Origin of the sequence: Citrobacter sp. RHB20-C16 (genome assembly GCF_013890155.1) — a bacterium.
Taxonomy (GTDB): domain Bacteria; phylum Pseudomonadota; class Gammaproteobacteria; order Enterobacterales; family Enterobacteriaceae; genus Citrobacter_A; species Citrobacter_A amalonaticus.
The window spans coordinates 1942026-1960913 of record NZ_CP057630.1; the positions used below are offsets into that span (position 1 = coordinate 1942026).

At 54.6% G+C, this 18888-nt stretch carries 16 protein-coding genes; 9 read left to right on the forward strand and 7 right to left on the reverse strand.

Features of this window, described 5'->3' with window-relative positions; genetic code table 11:
* Positions 1–184: 184 nt before the first annotated feature.
* A complete protein-coding gene (pepN, locus tag HVX64_RS09245) occupies positions 185–2797 on the forward strand; it encodes an aminopeptidase N (protein ID WP_044256317.1) in 2613 nt (870 codons plus the stop codon).
* A 105-nt stretch (positions 2798–2902) separates the two neighbouring features.
* Here pepN and ssuB read toward each other — a convergent pair whose 3' ends face one another.
* From ssuB to ssuE, 5 genes are read right to left on the reverse strand one after another with little or no spacing between them, the layout of a single operon-like run.
* The gene (gene ssuB / locus HVX64_RS09250; protein ID WP_043001173.1) at positions 2903–3670 is read right to left on the reverse strand and encodes an aliphatic sulfonates ABC transporter ATP-binding protein; all 768 of its coding nucleotides are present in this window, start codon (positions 3668–3670) and stop codon (positions 2903–2905) included.
* A complete protein-coding gene (gene ssuC, locus HVX64_RS09255; protein WP_044256315.1) occupies positions 3667–4458 on the reverse strand; it encodes an aliphatic sulfonate ABC transporter permease SsuC in 792 nt (263 codons plus the stop codon). The genes ssuB and ssuC overlap by 4 nt, the downstream gene beginning before the upstream one ends.
* 11 nt (positions 4459–4469) lie before the next feature.
* Complete coding sequence (ssuD, locus tag HVX64_RS09260; protein WP_043001171.1) at positions 4470–5615, reverse strand: FMNH2-dependent alkanesulfonate monooxygenase; 1146 nt, start codon at positions 5613–5615, stop codon at positions 4470–4472.
* Entirely contained in the window at positions 5612–6586 is a 975-nt protein-coding gene (locus HVX64_RS09265; RefSeq protein ID WP_043001170.1) for a sulfonate ABC transporter substrate-binding protein, read from the reverse strand. Before HVX64_RS09265 ends, ssuD begins: the two co-directional genes overlap by 4 nt.
* Entirely contained in the window at positions 6579–7154 is a 576-nt protein-coding gene (ssuE, locus tag HVX64_RS09270; RefSeq protein WP_044256313.1) for an NADPH-dependent FMN reductase, read from the reverse strand. Before ssuE ends, HVX64_RS09265 begins: the two co-directional genes overlap by 8 nt.
* A 243-nt stretch (positions 7155–7397) precedes the next feature.
* On the opposite strand from ssuE, the gene pyrD reads away from it, so the two are divergent.
* Complete coding sequence (gene pyrD / locus HVX64_RS09275; RefSeq protein ID WP_043001168.1) at positions 7398–8408, forward strand: quinone-dependent dihydroorotate dehydrogenase; 1011 nt, start codon at positions 7398–7400, stop codon at positions 8406–8408.
* A 179-nt stretch (positions 8409–8587) separates the two neighbouring features.
* Complete coding sequence (zapC, locus tag HVX64_RS09280; RefSeq protein WP_043001167.1) at positions 8588–9130, forward strand: cell division protein ZapC; 543 nt, start codon at positions 8588–8590, stop codon at positions 9128–9130.
* Here zapC and HVX64_RS09285 read toward each other — a convergent pair.
* Positions 9127–10236, reverse strand: a complete 1110-nt coding sequence (locus HVX64_RS09285) for a YcbX family protein (protein WP_044256311.1) — start codon at positions 10234–10236, stop codon at positions 9127–9129. The two genes, zapC and HVX64_RS09285, sit on opposite strands and share 4 nt — an antisense overlap.
* Positions 10237–10333: 97 nt before the next feature.
* Here HVX64_RS09285 and rlmKL point away from each other — a divergent pair, with 97 nt between their 5' ends.
* From rlmKL to rmf, 6 genes are all read left to right on the forward strand, one after another.
* Positions 10334–12442: a bifunctional 23S rRNA (guanine(2069)-N(7))-methyltransferase RlmK/23S rRNA (guanine(2445)-N(2))-methyltransferase RlmL gene (gene rlmKL, locus HVX64_RS09290; RefSeq protein ID WP_044256310.1), complete on the forward strand. Its 2109-nt coding sequence runs from the start codon at positions 10334–10336 to the stop codon at positions 12440–12442.
* Positions 12443–12454: 12 nt separating this feature from the next.
* A complete protein-coding gene (locus tag HVX64_RS09295; protein ID WP_044256308.1) occupies positions 12455–14362 on the forward strand; it encodes an ABC transporter ATP-binding protein in 1908 nt (635 codons plus the stop codon).
* Positions 14363–14376: 14 nt separating this feature from the next.
* Positions 14377–15630: a membrane integrity-associated transporter subunit PqiA gene (pqiA, locus tag HVX64_RS09300; protein ID WP_043001163.1), complete on the forward strand. Its 1254-nt coding sequence runs from the start codon at positions 14377–14379 to the stop codon at positions 15628–15630.
* Positions 15631–15634: 4 nt separating this feature from the next.
* Positions 15635–17275, forward strand: a complete 1641-nt coding sequence (gene pqiB / locus HVX64_RS09305; protein WP_044256306.1) for an intermembrane transport protein PqiB — start codon at positions 15635–15637, stop codon at positions 17273–17275.
* Positions 17272–17835 (forward strand): membrane integrity-associated transporter subunit PqiC, encoded by a 564-nt coding sequence (pqiC, locus tag HVX64_RS09310; protein ID WP_044256303.1) that lies wholly within the window; start codon positions 17272–17274, stop codon positions 17833–17835. The genes pqiB and pqiC overlap by 4 nt, the downstream gene beginning before the upstream one ends.
* Before the next feature lie 257 nt (positions 17836–18092).
* Entirely contained in the window at positions 18093–18260 is a 168-nt protein-coding gene (gene rmf, locus HVX64_RS09315) for a ribosome modulation factor (protein WP_042320000.1), read from the forward strand.
* 95 nt (positions 18261–18355) lie between these two features.
* Here rmf and fabA read toward each other — a convergent pair whose 3' ends face one another.
* A complete protein-coding gene (gene fabA, locus HVX64_RS09320; RefSeq protein WP_013097260.1) occupies positions 18356–18874 on the reverse strand; it encodes a bifunctional 3-hydroxydecanoyl-ACP dehydratase/trans-2-decenoyl-ACP isomerase in 519 nt (172 codons plus the stop codon).
* Positions 18875–18888 lie beyond the last annotated feature (14 nt).

Sequence of the window (18888 nt, forward strand, 5' to 3'; positions counted from 1 at the left end):
ATTTATTGAACCCTGATCACACCATAAGCTGACGTTAGGGTCGAGTGCATTTCGTGCCTCGTGTTATAAAAATGTAGCGAAAAGAGTGTTTGTGCCTGAAAAGATAAACATTCTGCGTAGCGCGATTTCCGCAACAGGAATAGACTGGAGTCGAGACTCTTCAAAAGATGCTAAAGGTTTTTTTATGACACAACAGCCACAAGCCAAATACCGCCACGACTACCGTGCGCCGGATTACCAGATTACTGATATTGACTTGACCTTTGACCTGGATGCTGAAAAAACCGTGGTCACGGCAGTGAGCCAGGCTGTTCGTCATGGCGCATCGGATGCCCCGCTGAAACTGGATGGAGAAGATCTGACGCTGGTCTCTCTCCACGTCAACGATGAACCGTGGACCGCTTATAAAGAAGAAGCGGGTGCGCTGGTGATCAGCAATCTGCCCGAGCGTTTTACGCTGCGTATTGTGAATGAAATCAGCCCGGCCCGGAATACCGCGCTGGAAGGCCTGTATCAATCGGGCGATGCACTCTGCACTCAGTGCGAAGCGGAAGGCTTCCGCCATATTACATGGTATCTCGACCGCCCTGACGTGCTGGCGCGTTTTACCACCAAAATTATAGCCGATAAGAGTCAATATCCGTTCCTGCTCTCCAACGGTAACCGCACCGGCGAGGGGGAACTGGAAAACGGTCGTCACTGGGTTCAGTGGCAGGATCCGTTCCCGAAGCCGTGCTATCTGTTTGCGCTGGTTGCCGGTGATTTCGACGTGCTGCGCGACACCTTTACGACCCGTTCCGGGCGCGAAGTCGCGCTGGAGCTGTACGTGGATCGCGGCAATCTCGACCGTGCGCCGTGGGCGATGACCTCGTTACAGAACTCAATGAAGTGGGACGAAGAGCGCTTCGGCCTGGAGTACGATCTCGACATCTATATGATCGTCGCTGTCGACTTCTTTAATATGGGCGCGATGGAGAATAAAGGGCTTAATATCTTTAACTCCAAATATGTGCTAGCGCGTACCGATACCGCCACCGACAAAGACTATCTCGATATTGAGCGCGTGATCGGCCATGAATATTTCCACAACTGGACCGGTAACCGCGTTACCTGCCGCGACTGGTTCCAGTTGAGCCTGAAAGAGGGCTTGACCGTTTTCCGCGATCAGGAGTTCAGTTCGGATCTCGGTTCCCGTGCCGTTAACCGGATTAGCAACGTGCGCACCATGCGCGGCCTGCAGTTTGCTGAAGATGCCAGTCCGATGGCGCATCCGATCCGCCCGGACATGGTCATTGAAATGAACAACTTCTACACCCTGACCGTGTATGAAAAGGGCGCAGAAGTGATTCGCATGATCCACACCCTGCTGGGTGAGGCAAATTTCCAGAAAGGGATGCAACTGTACTTTGAACGTCACGACGGCAGCGCGGCGACCTGCGATGACTTCGTTCAGGCCATGGAAGATGCCTCCAACGTTGATCTTTCCCACTTCCGCCGCTGGTACAGCCAGTCCGGCACGCCAATTGTCACCGTTAAAGATGACTACAACCCGGAAACCGAACAATACACGCTGACTCTCAGCCAGCGCACGCCGCCAACACCGGATCAGGCGGAAAAACTGCCGCTGCATATTCCGTTTGCCATCGAACTGTATGACAACGAAGGTAAAGTGATCCCGCTGCAGAAAGGCGGTCACCCGGTGAATTCGGTACTGAATTTCACCCAGGCGGAGCAGACGTTTGTCTTTGATAACGTTTACTTCCAGCCGGTACCGGCGCTGTTGTGCGAGTTTTCAGCCCCGGTGAAACTGGAGTATAAGTGGAGCGATCAGCAACTGACGTTCCTGATGCGTCATGCGCGCAATGACTTCTCCCGCTGGGATGCGGCGCAAAGCCTACTGGCGACCTACATCAAGCTCAACGTAAACCGCCATCAGCAGGGCCAGCCGCTGTCGCTGCCTGTCCATGTGGCTGACGCGTTCCGCGCGGTGCTGCTGGATGAGAAGATCGATCCGGCGCTGGCGGCGGAGATCCTGACGTTACCTTCGGCAAACGAAATTGCTGAGCTGTTTGATATCATCGATCCGCTGGCGATCGCTGAAGTTCGCGAAGCGTTAACGCGTACGCTGGCGACCGAACTGGCGGATGAGTTCCTGGCGATCTACAACGCCAACCGGCTGGAGGAGTATCGTGTTGAGCATGCGGACATCGGTAAACGTACGCTGCGTAACGCCTGCCTGCGCTTCCTGGCCTTTGGTGAAACGACGCTGGCGGACACGCTGGTAAGTAAGCAGTATCGTGAAGCTAACAACATGACCGATGCGCTGGCGGCGCTGTCTGCGGCCGTAGCGGCGCAACTGCCGTGCCGTGATGCGCTGATGCAGGAGTATGACGACAATTGGCATCAGGACGGTCTGGTGATGGACAAATGGTTTATCCTGCAGGCTACCAGCCCGGCGGATAACGTGCTGGATACGGTACGTGGTCTGTTGAAACATCGTTCGTTCAGCCTGAGCAACCCGAACCGTATTCGTTCGCTGATTGGTGCGTTTGCCGGCAGTAACCCGGCGGCGTTCCATGCGGAAGATGGCAGCGGATATCAGTTCCTGGTTGAGATGTTGACCGAGCTTAACAGCCGTAACCCGCAGGTGGCGTCACGTCTGATCGAACCTTTGATCCGTCTGAAACGTTACGATGCGAAGCGTCAGCAAAAAATGCGTGCCGCGCTGGAACAATTGAAAGGGCTGGAGAATCTTTCCGGCGATCTGTACGAGAAGGTAACCAAAGCGTTAGCCTGAGACGTTGACCTGTCGTTTTTGTAGGCCGGATAAGGCGGTAACGCCGCTATCCGGCAAAATGCCCGGTGGCGCTCATGCTTACCGGGCCTACAACGTCCTGAATACTTATCCATGCCGACGGATCGGCTGTTCCGTTACCCCACGCTGCATCACCCGACTCAATACGTTGGCCTCCAGCTCCGCTAAACGCACCGATCCCAGGCGGCGGGGGCGTGCAATGTCGACCGTCAAATCCAGTCCAATCTTACCATCCTCAATCAGCAACACCCGATCGGCCATCGCCACGGCTTCGCTGACGTCATGTGTCACCAGCAGCACGGTAAAACCATGCTCCTGCCACAGCGAAACAATGAGATCTTGCATCTCCAGACGTGTTAACGCATCCAGCGCGCCAAGCGGTTCGTCAAGCAACAGCAGGCCCGGCCGGTGGATTAGCGCCCGCGCAAGGGCAACACGCTGTTTTTGTCCGCCGGAAAGCGCTGCTGGCCATTCGCTCGCCCGCTCTTCCAGCCCAACCGCCGCCAGCGCCTGACGCGCAGCGTCCCGCCAGTGGCCCTTCAGACCCAGTCCCACGTTGTCGATCACCGATTTCCACGGCAAAAGTCGGGCATCCTGAAACATCATGCGGGTGTCGTCCTGACTATCGCGAAGCGGCGTGGTTCCCGCCAGCAGTTCACCGGCGTTTGGCGATTCCAGCCCCGCCAGCAGGCGTAGCAGGGTGCTTTTTCCCCCACCGCTGCGCCCGACGATGGCGACAAACTGGCCTGCCGGGATATGGAGATCAAGCTGATTCAGTACGATGTTACCCGCGTACTTTTTCGTTACCGCATTCAGCAGGAGCGGTGTACCCTGGTTCAGACGGGCGGTATTCATACGGTGGCCTCCTTCACATGATAAGCCGGGTTCCAGCGCAACCAGACGCGTTCCAGCAGTTGAGCGCTGACATCGGCCAGTTTACCGAGCAGGGCGTAGAGAATAATGGCGACAACCACGATATCCGTTTGCAGGAATTCGCGAGCGTTCATCGCCAGATAACCGATTCCTGAATTGGCTGAAATGGTCTCCGCGACGATCAGCGTCAGCCACATCAGCCCCAGCGCAAAGCGGACGCCGACCATGATCGAGGGCAGGGCGCCGGGCAGGATCACATGGATAAACAGCGAAAAGCCGGATAATCCGTAGCTACGCGCCATCTCCACCAGGCCGCGATCGATGTTGCGGATCCCGTGCCAGGTATTGATGTAAATTGGAAAGAGCGTCCCCAGCGCGACCAGAAAAATCTTCGCGGTTTCATCAATGCCAAACCACAAAATCACTAACGGGATGAGTGCCAGATGTGGAACGTTGCGCAGCATCTGAATGGAGGTGTCCAGAAGGCGTTCCCCCCAGCGCGATAAGCCGCTGATCAGCCCCAGCGTCAGGCCAATCGAACCGCCGATCGAAAAGCCGATCAGCGCACGCCATGAGCTGATGGCCAGATGCTGCCAGAGTTCGCCGCTGGCGGAGAGCGTCCAGAAGGCGATGATCACCCCTTCCGGTGAGGGTAAAATACGCCCGGAGAGCCAGCCCATGGAGGAGGCCAGTTGCCAGACGGCGACGATGCCCACCGGTAAAAACCAGGGGGCAACGCGTAACAACCACTTTTTCGTTGTCGTTGCCATCATGGTTCTCCTCAGCTTTGCGCAACCTTACGCGGGATAAATTCATTCGCCACCGCTTCACCCTGCTGATGCTGGCGTTGCGGTTGTGGGACTTCCGGGATCGCGACGTCCAGATGCGGGAACAACAGTTCGCCGACCCGGTACGCCTCTTCCAGATGTGGGTAGCCGGAAAGGACAAAGCTGTCGATGCCCAGCGCGGCATACTCGTTGATGCGCGCCGCCACCGTCGGTCCGTCGCCGACCAGCGCGGTCCCGGCGCCACCGCGCACCAGACCCACACCGGCCCACAAATTCGGGCTGATCTCCAGTTGGTCGCGCTTGCCGTTATGCAGCGCCGCCATTCGGTGCTGACCGACAGAATCCGTCCGGGCAAACGCCGCTTGCGCCTTCGCGATCGTGTCGTCATCAAGGTGAGCGATCAGCCGGTCCGCGGCTCGCCATGCTTCTTCGTTGGTTTCACGGACAATGACGTGCAGGCGAATGCCAAAACGAATGTTACGCCCACGCGCCGCCGCTTTGGCTCGTACCTGGGCTATCTTCTCTTTCACCAGCTCAGGCGGTTCGCCCCAGGTGAGGTACAGATCGACCTGTTCAGCGGCCAGATCCTGGGCGACATCGGAAGAGCCGCCGAAGTAAAGTGGGGGATAGGGTTGCTGGATGGGCGGGAAGAACAGTTTCGCTCCGCGAACGTGAATGTGCTTACCGTTGAAGTCGACGGTTTCACCCTGCAATAAACGACGCCAGACCTGGGTGAACTCCGAAGAGGCCTCGTAACGTTCACTGTGATCGAGAAACACACCGTCGCCCGCCAGTTCCTGTGGATCGCTGCCGGTGACCAGGTTAAACAGCGCGCGACCGTTGGAGAGGCGGTCAAGCGTAGCGGCCTGCCGTGCGGCGACTGTCGGTGAAGTGACGCTCGGGCGCAATGCGACCAGGAATTTGAGTCGCTGAGTTACCGGGATCATTGATGCCGCGACCAGCCACGCGTCTTCACAGGATCGCCCGGTGGGGATCAACACACCGGTGAATCCCAGACGATCCGCCGCCTGCGCAATCTGCTGTAAATAGCCATGATCCACCGGACGCGAGCCTTCCTCCGTCCCCAGATAGTGACCGTCACCGTGCGTCGGTAAAAACCAGAACATATTCAGACTCATAATGATTTTCCTTCCTGTTGAGTGGGGTGCCAGATGCGCTGGCGGATATCGATTTTTTTCGGTACCAGGCGGTTGTCGTAAAACAGATCTGCGGTTTGTTGTTGCAACGCGGCTACAGCGTCACTGACCGGTGAAATGCGGGTCGGCGGGCGATGATCGAGATATGACGCAATCACGGGCTCTGGCAGTCCCATTGTTTTCGCCAGCAGGGCAATGCTTTCCTGCCGCTGGCTGAGGGTTAACGCATCTGCCTGACTGAAGGTATCCAGCACGCCCTGAATGAACGCGCCGTTCTTCTCAGCGTACGGTCGCGCGGCGAGATAGAACGATCCCGTTTGCTTCAAATCGCTGCCGTCTTTCAGTACGCGCACACCGCCCTGCAATAATGCAGCGGAATAGTAAGGATCCCAGATGGCCCATGCATCAACGTTACCCTGCTGGAACGCCGCTCGGGCATCGGCAGGGGTAAGATACGTCGGCTGGATATCGGTAAATTTCAGCCCGGCCTGTTGCAGGGCGCGCAGCAGCAGGTTGTGCGAGCTGGATCCTTTCTGGAACGCCACTTTATGGCCTTTCAGTTCCGCCACCGTTTTGATGGGGCTGTTTTCCGGCACCAGAATCACTTCGGCTTTCGGTTTCGCCGGTTCTACGCCGACGTACACTAAATCTGCGCCAGCGGCCTGGGCGAAAATGGGCGGAATATCGCCGGTGCTGCCCAGATCAATACTGCCGACGTTCAGGGCTTCCAGCATTTGCGGTCCGGCGGGAAATTCAATCCAGGATATTTTGGTTCCGGGATAACGCGTTTCCAGCAGCTGGTGGCTTTTCGCCAGGACCATACTGATGCTGCCTTTCTGATAGCCTATACGCAGGGCATCAGGTGAGGGCTCCGCCGCCTGTGTCAGTCCGCAAAAGGCCAGCAGTCCGGCGAATGCCAGCCATGCCGTACGAGCTTTGAGAAGATTACGCATGGGCCGCACCTCGCACAGTATCAAAAGCAGGAACCTTAACGTCGCGGCGATGCAGGGCGTGCCAGAACGTTTCCAGCGCTTTATCAAGACGTAACTGTAAATTGGGCGTGAAATGCGGCTTATGTTGATAGTCGATCACCTGGGAGTCATCGGCAAAGACGCCGTGTAAAATCTCCTGCGCCTTCAGGGCGCTGAGCACCGGTTTCAGCGCGTAATCGACGGCAAGCAGATGTGCAACGGTGCCGCCTGTCGCCAGAGGCAGGACGACTTTACCTTCCAGCGCCCGTTCGGGGAGCAGATCGAGCAGCGTTTTTAGCGCCCCGGAATAGGCGGCTTTATAAACCGGCGTGGCAACGATCAGGCCGTCCGCCTCTTTCAGTTGCGCGACCAGTGTTTTCAGTGCCGGGCTGTCGAAACGGGCATACAGCAGATCTTCAGGCTCGAAGTTGTGCAGATTCCAGTGGCACACCTCAACGTCCTGACCGTTCAATTTTTCCCGGGCATATTCCAGTAAAGCACTGGATCGAGAGGGAAAGCGTGGGCTTCCCGCCAAAGTGATGACGCGCATAATTGCATTCTCCCCTTATAACCAATTGTTCGCTTTTATTTAACATTGATAACAATTTTTGCAGTCTGACAGAGGGGAATCGGGAATCGAAATGATTTATGCGGAATTGAAAAGCTGAAAATTGCATAAAAAGAAGCTGACAGGGAAAACGTTTGCTTTTTATTGCCGCAGGTCAATTCCCTTTTTGTTCGATATCACCCATAATACGCCCCCGGTTTGCACACCGGGAATCCAGGAGAGTTCATGTACTACCCCTTCGTTCGTAAAGCCCTTTTCCAGCTCGATCCAGAGCGCGCTCATGAATTAACTTTTCAGCAATTACGTCGTGTGACGGGAACGCCGCTAGAAGCGTTGATCCGCCAGAAGGTCCCGGCGAAACCGGTCACCTGTATGGGATTAACCTTTAAAAATCCGCTTGGTCTGGCTGCTGGTCTGGACAAGGACGGGGAGTGTATTGATGCCCTGGGCGCGATGGGATTTGGCTCGATCGAGATCGGCACCGTGACCCCGCGTCCACAGCCCGGCAACGATAAGCCAAGACTGTTCCGCCTGGTCGATGCCGAAGGTTTGATCAACCGTATGGGCTTTAATAACCACGGCGTTGATAACCTGGTCGAGAACGTTAAAAAGGCCCATTATGACGGGGTGCTCGGAATTAATATCGGCAAAAATAAAGATACGCCGGTTGAGCAGGGTAAAGATGACTATCTGATTTGTATGGAAAAAATCTATGCCTATGCCGGTTATATTGCCATTAATATCTCCTCGCCAAATACGCCGGGATTACGTTCATTACAATATGGCGACGCGCTGGATGATTTGCTTACGGCGATTAAAAATAAACAAAACGATCTGCAAAAGATCCACCAGAAATATGTTCCGATCGCTGTAAAGATCGCGCCGGATCTTTCTGAGGAAGAACTGATCCAGGTTGCCGATAGTTTAGTACGCCATAATATTGATGGTGTTATTGCCACCAATACAACACTCGATCGTTCTTTGGTTCAGGGAATGAAAAATTGCGATCAAATGGGTGGCTTAAGTGGTCGTCCGCTGCAATTAAAAAGTACAGAAATTATCCGCCGTCTGTCTCAGGAATTAAAAGGTCAGTTGCCTGTTATTGGCGTTGGCGGTATCGACTCAGTGATTGCCGCGCGCGAGAAGATGGCTGCCGGGGCGTCGCTGGTTCAGATTTATTCTGGTTTTATTTTTAAAGGTCCGCCACTGATTAAAGAAATCGTTACCCATATTTGATTTTTTCTCTCTCTTTATCAGAATATCAGACAACCAGGGGTTTATTTCCTCCCCTGGTTGTTTTATATTCTTTCACTGTTGCTTATTTAAACATTTTAAGCTTTGCTTATTAAGGTAATAAACGAAGCGGCGAAAAAGGACAATTTTGCAACGGGGCGATGGAGAGGGGAGAGAAAACAATGCGAATTAAACCTGACGATAACTGGCGCTGGTATTATGACGAAGAGCATGACCGAATGATGCTCGATTTAGCCAATGGCATGTTATTTCGCTCGCGTTTTGCCCGCAAAATGCTCACCCCGGATGCATTCTCACCGTCCGGTTTTTGCGTTGACGATGCCGCGCTGTACTTCTCCTTTGAAGAAAAGTGCCGCGACCTTGAGCTCTCTAAAGACCAGAAAGCGGAACTGGTGCTCAATGCGCTGGTGGCCATTCGCTATCTGAAACCCCAAATGCCGAAAAGCTGGCACTTTGTGGCGCACGGCGAAAACTGGGTACCCGGCACTGGCGATGCGGCCTGTGTCTGGCTGAGCGATACCCAGGAACAAATCAATCTGTTAGTGGTAGAGCCTGGCGAAAATGCGGCGCTGTGCCTGCTGGCGCAACCCGGCGTGGTTGTGGCCGGGCGGACGATGCAGCTTGGTGATGCGATTAAAATAATGAATGACCGACTGAAGCCGTCGTTTCGTCCGCACAGCTTCAGCCTGGAACAGGCGGTTTAACGCGCCAGCTTCAGCGCGGTTTTTGGCACGCAGCTACAGCTGAGGATGGTGCCATCATCGCCAAGTGCCGATCTCTTCAGCGGGTTCACTTCGCCTTCCAGCAGTTTGATACGACAGCAGCCGCAAATTCCCGCCCGACACGAATAGGGTACCCGGATCCCCTGGTTTTCCAGTTGCTCAAGCAATACCTGTTGATTGTTCCCCTGAAACGCCTGTCCCTGCCAGTCGATGGTGACCGTAGCATTCGGTTGCTGCGCGACTTCAACCGTCTCCCCGGTGTCGGCGGCGCCATAAACGCGAGCCGGACCGGTCGATAAAACCTCCACTTCATCGCCCACGCGAATCACGCCGCTATTACGGGCGATCAGGTTCAGCCCAAAATCGACATCGCCATTGTCCGGCGCGGTACGGAAGGTTTGCAGCGTTGCCAGCGGCTCACCGGAGGGATGTTTTTGCCCTTTTTCCGGACTGACCGTGGTAAAAATACAGCGGCTGCACGGTTTCGCCACGTCAAAAATGACCTCACCAATACGGATCACTTTCCAGCTATCTTCTTCCCATGCGGCGGCACCGGAAACCACGATGTTCGGGCGGAACTGTTCAACCTGAACACCCGCCGGGCAGCGCTGCTGCAGATCGCGCAACGAAGCGTCATTTACCAGCAGATACGGGAAACCATCGGCAAAAGAGAGCGGCACGCCCGCGTGGCGTTTAACCCGCCGGGTCAACTGTGGTCCCACCCAACGCAGTTGCACGCTGCGGGAGAAGAAGCCGCTAAGCCACTGATTAATCGCATCGGGGGCGACTCGCGCGGTAAAATGGTTGCCCCAGACTTCCGTCGGCGCATCCTGGGCGGCAAAATCAGCAAACCGCACCAGCGCGCTGCTGCCGTCAGGCGCGGTCAAATGCAGGCCATCGTGCAGGGGCGAGGGGGTAAAGCGCACCATTTGTGGAAACTGACGCGCTGTGATGAAGGTGCCATCGGCTTCGGTAACCATAAAAATACGATCAAAAGCCAGACCGCTGACGTCTGCCAGAGCGTGGGTCAGCCCAATGCCACGCATTGATTTGACGGGGTGGATGAAAAGTCTGGATAACGTCAACACGGTACGGCCCCTCAAAAGAAATAAGCCCTCAACTTTATGACATAGCGCCCATATTAGCTATAATGCGCAGCAATTTTCTTCGAGTATAAGTGACGCTATGAATTCTTTGTTTGCCAGTACGGCCCGTGGGCTGGAAGAGCTGTTAAAAACTGAACTGGAAAGCCTCGGCGCCGTGGAGTGTCAGGTGGTTCAGGGTGGGGTCCATTTCCAGGGCGACACCCGGCTTGTTTACCAGAGCCTGATGTGGAGTCGCCTGGCCTCGCGCATTATTTTACCTTTGGGTGAGTGCAAAGTTTACAGTGACTTAGACCTTTACCTTGGTGTGCTGGCCATCGACTGGACGGCAATGTTTAATCCGGGTGCGACCTTTGCTGTCCACTTCAGCGGGCTGAACGACACCATTCGCAATAGCCAGTACGGCGCGATGAAAGTCAAGGATGCGATTGTTGACGCCTTCACGCGTAAAAATCTGCCGCGTCCGAATGTCGATCGCGAATCGCCCGACATCCGCGTAAACGTCTGGCTGAATAAAGACACGGCCAGCATTGCGCTGGATTTAAGCGGTGATGGTCTGCATCTGCGCGGCTATCGCGATCGCACCGGTCTGGCGCCGATCAAAGAGACGCTGGCGGCGGCGATTGTGATGCGCTCTGGCTGGCAGCCGGGAACTCCATTGCTCGACCCGATGTGCGGTTCGGGCACGCTATTGATTGAGGCGGCGATGTGGGCAACCGATCGCGCACCGGGCTTACACCGTGGTCGTTGGGGCTTTAGCGGCTGGGCGCAGCATGATGACGCTATCTGGCAGGACGTGAAGGCGGAAGCGCAAACCCGCGCCCGCAAAGGTCTGGCTGAATATACCTCGCGTTTTTACGGTTCTGACAGTGATGCCCGAGTGATCGAACGCGCGCGCAGCAACGCCCGTCGCGCAGGGATTGGCGAACTGATTACCTTCGAAGTCAAAGACGTGGCGAAGCTGAGCAATCCGCTGCCGAAAGGTCCTTACGGGACGGTGATCAGCAACCCGCCTTACGGCGAACGTCTGGACAGCGAGCCGGCGCTGATTGCGCTGCACAGCCTGCTGGGACGCACCATGAAGAACCAGTTCGGCGGCTGGAACCTTTCTTTGTTCAGCGCCTCACCGGATTTGCTAAGCAGCCTGCAACTGCGCGCGGACAAACAATTCAAAGCGAAAAACGGCCCGCTGGACTGTGTGCAGAAAAACTACCATGTAGCGGAAAGCACGCCGGACAGCAAACCGGCAACGGTGGCGGAAGACTATGCCAACCGTCTGCGTAAAAACATCAAGAAACTGGAAAAATGGGCGCGTCAGGAAGGGATTGAATGCTACCGCCTGTACGATGCCGATCTGCCTGAATACAACGTAGCGGTCGATCGCTACGCCGACTGGGTCGTGATTCAGGAGTACGCTCCGCCGAAAACTGTCGATGCGCAGAAAGCGCGTCAGCGACTGTTCGACATCATCGCCGCCACCTTGTCGGTGCTGGAGATTGCGCCGAACAAGCTGGTGCTGAAAACCCGTGAACGGCAGAAAGGGAAAAACCAGTATCAGAAGATGAACGAGAAGGGGGAATTCATCGAGGTAAGCGAATACAACGCTCGCCTGTGGGTGAACCTGACCGATTACCTGGATACCGGACTGTTCCTCGATCACCGTATTGCGCGACGGATGCTGGGGCAGATGAGCAACGGCAAAGACTTCCTTAACCTGTTTTCCTACACCGGCAGCGCCAGTGTGCACGCAGGTTTAGGCGGCGCGCGCAGCACCACGACGGTCGATATGTCGCGTACCTATCTTGAGTGGGCAGAGCGCAACCTGCGTCTGAATGGCTTGAGCGGACGCGCGCATCGCCTGATCCAGGCCGACTGTCTGGCCTGGCTGCGTGAAGCTAATGAACAGTTTGATCTGATTTTTATCGATCCCCCGACGTTCTCCAACTCGAAACGGATGGAGGATGCCTTTGACGTTCAGCGCGATCACCTGGCGCTGATGAAAGATCTGAAACGTCTGCTGCGTAAAGGCGGCACGATCATGTTCTCCAACAATAAACGCGGATTCCGTATGGATCTTGACGGACTGGCGGCGCTGGGGCTGAAAGCACAAGAAATCACCCAAAAAACGCTTTCCCAGGACTTTGCCCGTAACCGTCAAATCCACAACTGCTGGTTGATTACCGCGGCCTGAAAGGATAAGTAAATGTCATTAATCAGTATGCATGGCGCATGGCTGTCGTTCAGCGACGCGCCGCTTCTTGATAATGCAGAACTGCATATCGAAGATAACGAACGCGTCTGTCTGGTGGGCCGTAACGGCGCCGGCAAATCAACGTTAATGAAGATCCTCAATCGTGAGCAGGGTCTGGACGATGGGCGCATTATTTATGAGCAGGATCTGATCGTTGCCCGTTTGCAACAGGATCCTCCGCGCAATATTGAAGGCACCGTTTACGATTTTGTCGCGGAAGGCATCGAAGAACAGGCGGTCTACCTTAAGCGATATCACGAAATTTCGCGTCTGGTGATGACCGATCCGAGCGACAGAAACTTAAATGAGCTGGCAAAAGTGCAGGAGCAGCTCGATCACCACAATCTGTGGCAACTGGAAAACCGCATCAATGAGGTGCTGGCGCAGTTAGGACTGGATCCTAATGCCGCGTTGTCGTCGCTGTCCGGTGGTTGGCTGCGTAAAGCCGCGCTGGGTCGTGCACTGGTCAGTAATCCGCGCGTTCTGCTGCTGGATGAACCGACCAACCACCTCGATATTGAAACCATTGACTGGCTAGAAGGGTTCCTGAAGTCGTTCAATGGGACGATTATTTTTATCTCCCACGACCGTTCTTTTATTCGCAATATGGCGACCCGCATTGTCGATCTCGATCGTGGCAAGCTGGTGACCTACCCGGGGAATTACGATCAATACCTGGTGGAGAAAGAAGAGGCGCTGCGCGTCGAAGAACTCCAGAACGCCGAGTTCGATCGCAAGCTGGCGCAGGAAGAGGTGTGGATCCGCCAGGGCATTAAAGCCCGTCGTACCCGTAATGAAGGCCGCGTGAGGGCGCTGAAAGCGATGCGCCGCGAACGCAGCGAACGCCGCGAAGTGATGGGCACCGCGAAGATGCAGGTCGAAGAGGCGACCCGCTCTGGTAAGATCGTCTTCGAAATGGAGAACGTGGATTACCAGGTCGACGGCAAACAGCTGGTGAAAGACTTTTCAGCTCAGGTACAGCGCAACGATAAAATTGCCCTGATCGGTCCTAACGGCTGCGGTAAGACCACGCTGCTGAAGCTGATGTTAGGCCAGTTGCCGCCGGACAGCGGTCGTATTCACGTCGGTACGAAACTGGAAGTCGCTTATTTCGACCAGCACCGCGCCGAACTGGATCCAGACAAGACGGTGATGGACAACCTCGCCGAAGGTAAGCAGGAAGTGATGGTTAACGGCAAACCGCGCCATGTGCTCGGCTATTTGCAGGACTTCTTGTTCCATCCGAAACGGGCGATGACCCCGGTACGCGCACTGTCTGGCGGTGAGCGAAATCGTCTGCTGTTGGCGCGTCTTTTTCTGAAACCCAGCAATCTGTTGATTCTCGATGAACCAACGAACGATCTCGACGTCGAAACGCTGGAGTTGCTGGAAGAGCTGATTGATGGTTATCGGGGCACCGTGTTACTGGTGAGCCACGATCGTCAGTTTGTCGACAATACGGTGACCGAGTGCTGGATTTTCGAAGGCAACGGGAAAATCGGCCGTTATGTCGGCGGCTATCATGATGCACGCAGTCAACAGGAACAGCATCTGGCGTTTAAACAGCCAGCGGCGAAAAAAACTGAGGAAGTGATTGCCCCGAAAGCAGAAATTGTAAAACGCGCCAGTAGCAAACTAAGCTATAAACTGCAGCGCGAACTGGAACAGTTACCGCAACTGCTGGAAGAACTGGAAGCGAAGCTGGAAGCCCTGCAGGCACAGGTTGCCGACGCCGCGTTTTTCAGCCAGCCTCATGAGCAGACACAACAGGTTTTGGCCGATCTGGCAAATGCAGAGCAAGAACTTGAGCAGGCCTTTGAGCGCTGGGAGTATCTTGAAGCGTTAAAGAATGGTGCATAATTAAGGAGCACACCATGTGCGAACATCATCATGCCGCAAAGCACATTTTGTGCTCGCAGTGTGACATGCTGGTGGCATTGCCCCACCTTGAGCATGGGCAGAAAGCGGCATGCCCGAGATGTGGCACAACATTGACGGTGATGTGGGACGCGCCGAGACAGCGTCCCACTGCTTATGCGTTAGTTGCGCTGTTTATGTTGCTTTTATCGAATCTGTTCCCTTTTGTGAATATGAATGTCGCTGGGGTGAGCAGTGAAGTGACCCTGATGCAAATCCCTGGTGTCCTGTTTTCGGAAAATTACGCCAGTCTCGGTACGTTCTTTTTACTCTTCGTTCAACTGGTTCCCGCATTTTGCCTGTTAACCATTCTGTTGTTGGTGAATCGGGTACAAATGCCCGCAAGGCTCAAAGCCCAACTGGCTCGCATTCTGTTTCAGCTAAAGAGCTGGGGAATGGCGGAAATTTTTCTCGCGGGCGTGCTGGTAAGTTTCGTCAAACTGATGGCATACGGCGATATCGGCGTCGGCAGCAGCTTTATCCCCTGGTGCTTCTTCTGCATTCTGCAACTCCGCGCGTTTCAGTGTGTTGACCGTCGCTGGCTGTGGGACGACATCGCCCCTATGCCCGTGATTAAACAGACGTTAACACCTGGCGTTCCCGGCATTCGTCAGGGATTACGCTCTTGTTCCTGCTGTACGGCGATCCTTCCGGCGGATGAGCATCTTTGCCCGCGCTGCGAAACGAAAGGGTATGTGCGCCGCAGAAACAGCCTGCAATGGACGCTGGCATTACTGTTCACGTCGATCATGCTGTATCTTCCAGCGAATATTTTGCCGATCATGATCACCGATTTACTGGGGTCGAAACTGCCTTCCACCATTCTTGAAGGGGTGGTTTTAATCTGGAGTGAAGGCTCTTATCCGGTCGCGGCGGTGATCTTTATCGCCAGTATTATGGTGCCGACGCTAAAAATGATCGCCATTGCCTGGCTGTGCTGGGACGCCAAAGGGCATGGCAAGCGTGACAGTGAACGCATGCACCTGATTTATGAAGTGGTGGAGTTTGTAGGTCGCTGGTCAATGATTGATGTGTTTGTTATCGCCGTGCTCTCTGCGCTGGTGCGCATGGGAGGTTTGATGAATATTTATCCAGCAATGGGTGCATTAATGTTTGCTTTAGTCGTCATTATGACAATGTTTTCTGCGATGACATTTGATCCGCGTCTGTCGTGGGATCGTGAACCAGAACCAGGCCATGAGGAGTCCTGATAACATGGAATCTAAAAGTGGGGAAGCCAAAATCCAGAAGGTAAAAAACTGGTCTCCCGTGTGGATTTTTCCCATCGTCACTGCGCTGATTGGGGCATGGGTTCTGTTCTATCACTACAGCCATCAGGGACCGGTTGTGACCCTGATTACCACCAATGCCGAGGGCATCGAGGGCGGAAAAACCACTATCAAAAGCCGCAGCGTTGACGTGGGTGTCGTCGAAAGCGCCACGCTGACCGACGATCTGACGCATGTTGAAATCAAAGCGCGCCTGAACGCCGGTATGGAAAAACTGCTGCACAAAGACTCCGTGTTTTGGGTGGTGAAGCCACAGGTTGGACGTGAAGGGATCAGCGGCTTAGGGACGCTGCTTTCTGGCGCTTATATCGAACTGCAGCCGGGTAATAAAGGTAACAAACTGGAAAAGTATGATCTGCTGGATTCGCCGCCGCTGGCGCCGCCTGATGCCAAGGGGATCCGCGTGGTGCTCGACAGTAAAAAAGCCGGTCAGCTTAGTCCCGGCGATCCGGTTCTGTTCCGTGGCTATCGCGTCGGATCGGTGGAAACCAGTACTTTTGATCCACAAAAACGCAGCATCAGCTATCAGCTGTTTATTAATGCACCTAACGATCGCCTGGTCACCAGCAACGTCCGTTTCTGGAAAGACAGCGGGATTGCCGTGGATCTGACGTCCGCAGGCATGCGGGTAGAAATGGGCTCGCTGACGACGTTATTTGGCGGAGGTGTTAGTTTTGACGTACCTGAAGGGCTTGAGCAGGGTCAGCCGGTTGCCGAGAAGGCCGCCTTTAGCCTGTATGACGATCAGAAAAGCATCCAGGATTCGCTGTTCACCGAGCACATCGATTACCTGATGTTCTTCAAAGATTCGATCCGCGGTCTGCAACCGGGAGCGCCGCTGGAGTTCCGCGGTATTCGTCTGGGGACGGTGAGTAAAGTGCCGTTCTTTGCGCCAAATATGCGTCAGGTGTTTAACAACGATTACCGTATTCCTGTGCTGGTGCGCATTGAACCCGAGCGTCTGAAAGCGCAGTTGGGTGAAGATACCGACGTGGGCGCTCATCTGGCCGACCTGCTGAAGCGGGGCTTACGCGGCTCGCTGAAAACCGGGAACCTGGTGACCGGGGCGTTGTATGTCGATCTGGACTTCTATCCAAAAGAGCCGCCGATTACCGGCATTCGCGAGTTTAACGGTTATCAGATCATCCCGACGGTGAGCGGCGGTCTGGCACAAATTCAGCAGCGGCTGATGGAAGCGCTGGATAAGATCAACAATCTGCCGCTGAACCCGATGATTGAGCAGGCCACCAATACGTTGAGTGAAAGCCAGCGCACGATGAAACATCTGCAAACGACACTGGATAACATGAACAAGATTACGTCCAGTCAGTCTATGCAACAACTGCCGGCAGATATGCAGAATACTCTGCGTGAACTGAATCGCAGCATGCAGGGCTTCCAGCCGGGTTCGGCAGCCTACAACAAGATGGTGGCCGATATGCAACGTCTTGATCAGGTGCTCCGCGAGCTACAGCCGGTGCTGAAAACGCTGAATGACAAGAGTAACGCGCTGGTGTTTGAAGCGAAGGACAAGAAAGATCCAGAGCCGAAGAGGGCGAAACAATGAAAAAGTGGCTAGTGGTGGCGATGGCGTTCTGGCTGACATCATGCAGTACCAGTGGAGATAACAAAAGCTATTACCAGCTTCCTGTTGCGCAAGGTGGCGTGCAGAGTACCGCAAGCCAGGGGAACCGTCTGCTGTGGGTCGAGCAAGTTGCAGTGCCGGATTATCTGGCCGGCAATGGCGTGGTCTATCAGACCAGCGATGTACAGTACGTGATCGCCAATAATAATCTGTGGGCCAGTCCGCTGGATCAACAGTTGCGCAATACGCTGGTTGCCAATCTCAGTACGCAATTGCCGGGTTGGGTGGTGGCGTCTCAACCGTTAGGCAGCGTGCAGGACACGCTCAACGTGACGGTCACCGGCTTCCACGGTCGTTATGATGGCAAAGTGGTGGTCAGCGGTGAGTGGCTGCTAAACCATCAGGGACGTCTCATTAAGCGCCCGTTCCACATTGAAGCCATACAGACACAGGACGGTTACGATGAAATGGTGAAAGTGCTGGCGAACGTCTGGAGTCAGGAAGCGGCGGCGATCGCTCAGGAGCTGAAGCGCATCCCATAGTTTAAAATTTTGTAAATAAAACCGTCTCAGACCGTGCGTTTGAGGCGGTTTTTTTTGGCCATAAAGAGGGGCCAGGAACTTGTTCCGGTTCACATTTTTTGTACAACCGAGTTTTTCACTAGCTCACAAATATGACACCTGTGTGAATTTTGCGCATTGACGGAACCGGGGATTCGCGGTATTCGTTTAGTGTGATTGCACACTTCGTAATCACTGTTATCTTTTCCACCAGATATTAAGTATGAGGGAAACGAGGCATGAAGAGACAAAAACGAGATCGCCTGGAACGGGCACATCAACGTGGTTATCAGGCCGGTATTGCCGGACGCTCAAAAGAAATGTGTCCCTATCAGACGCTGAATCAGAGGTCGTACTGGCTAGGAGGCTGGCGAGAAGCCATGGCTGACAGGGTGGTAATGGCCTGATTCTGTCTCTTTAAAAAGAAACCTCCGCAGTGCGGAGGTTTCGCCTTTTATGACCTGTGATAAATGACGCTATCTGGTCATTCACCCGGTTGGCATCAGAACGCAGAGGTGTCCTGGAACAGCCCGACTTTCAGATCGTTTGCGGTATAAATCAGACGACCATCCACCAGCACTTCACCATCTGCCAGACCCATGATCAGGCGGCGATTTACGATGCGCTTGAAGTGGATACGGTAGGTCACTTTCTTCGCAGAAGGCAACACCTGACCGGTGAACTTCACTTCGCCTACGCCCAGCGCGCGGCCTTTGCCTTCACCGCCGAGCCAGCCGAGGTAGAATCCAACCAACTGCCACATGGCGTCCAGTCCCAGGCAACCCGGCATGACCGGATCACCGATGAAGTGGCATCCGAAGAACCAAAGATCAGGATTAATATCCAGCTCTGCCTCAACATAACCTTTGTCGAAGTTGCCGCCCGTTTCGGTCATTTTGACGACACGGTCCATCATCAGCATGTTAGGAGCAGGCAACTGTGGGCCTTTCGCACCAAACAGCTCACCGCGACCAGAGGCAAGAAGGTCTTCTTTTGTATAGGATTCGCGTTTATCTACCATGTTCTCTGTAAGCC